This is a genomic window from Bartonella sp. AP57NXGY (genome assembly GCF_042195805.1).
Lineage (GTDB): Bacteria > Pseudomonadota > Alphaproteobacteria > Rhizobiales > Rhizobiaceae > Bartonella.
In genome coordinates, this window is record NZ_JBHIOZ010000519.1 from 1 (window position 1) to 710 (window position 710).

Here is a 710-nt window from a genome sequence, read left to right on the forward strand (position 1 = left end):
CCAGCAAATGCTTCCGATACACTATTGTAAACCTTTTCCTCACCAGCACTACCATCAGAATTGACAGTTTTAAGCTTGAAGGTAGGTGCAACCCATTCTCCCTTTTCATTATAACCTGCTCCTCCACCAAAATACGTCGCAAATGTCTGATTCATTGAATAAAGTTGATTACCAGCGACAGCATCTGTTGATTTAGCGCTAATCTCACCATTTGCTAGAAACGTAATTCTACTGTTTTCTTGTGTCCTTACAGCCCTGCCTTGTTCTTCTTGCTTCTTCTCATGACGCGCGACAAAGGCATTGGCTTCATTACTCCAATTCAAAGAATCCTGCGCTACTCCTTCAGAAACCTCTTTAATCCGCGCATTCACATTCTTGATATTCTCATCAAGACCAGTAAATGCACTACCAACATTATCAAAAGAGCCATTTGTTATATTACCAGCTGTATCAACCTTGGATAACTTGTAGGTTGGTCCTGTAAACGTACCCTCAACAAATTTTGCATCGCCACCAAGGAATTTAGCTACATTCTGAGAAATCGTGTTGATCTGACTACCATTAATCGCATCATGTGAACTCTCACCAATGGCACCATCTTTTACATTATGAAGTGCAACTGGTCCTGCATCCTTACCTTTACCTAAAGTCACACTCGTGTAATCAATGCCGCCATTCTCACCCTCTTTTTTATCGTAATGAACAACAGC

At 41.1% G+C, this 710-nt stretch carries 1 pseudogene; it reads right to left on the reverse strand.

The window, feature by feature from the left end:
- A pseudogene (locus ACFIL8_RS11795) lies at nucleotides 1–710 on the reverse strand (hypothetical protein); the annotation flags it as partial.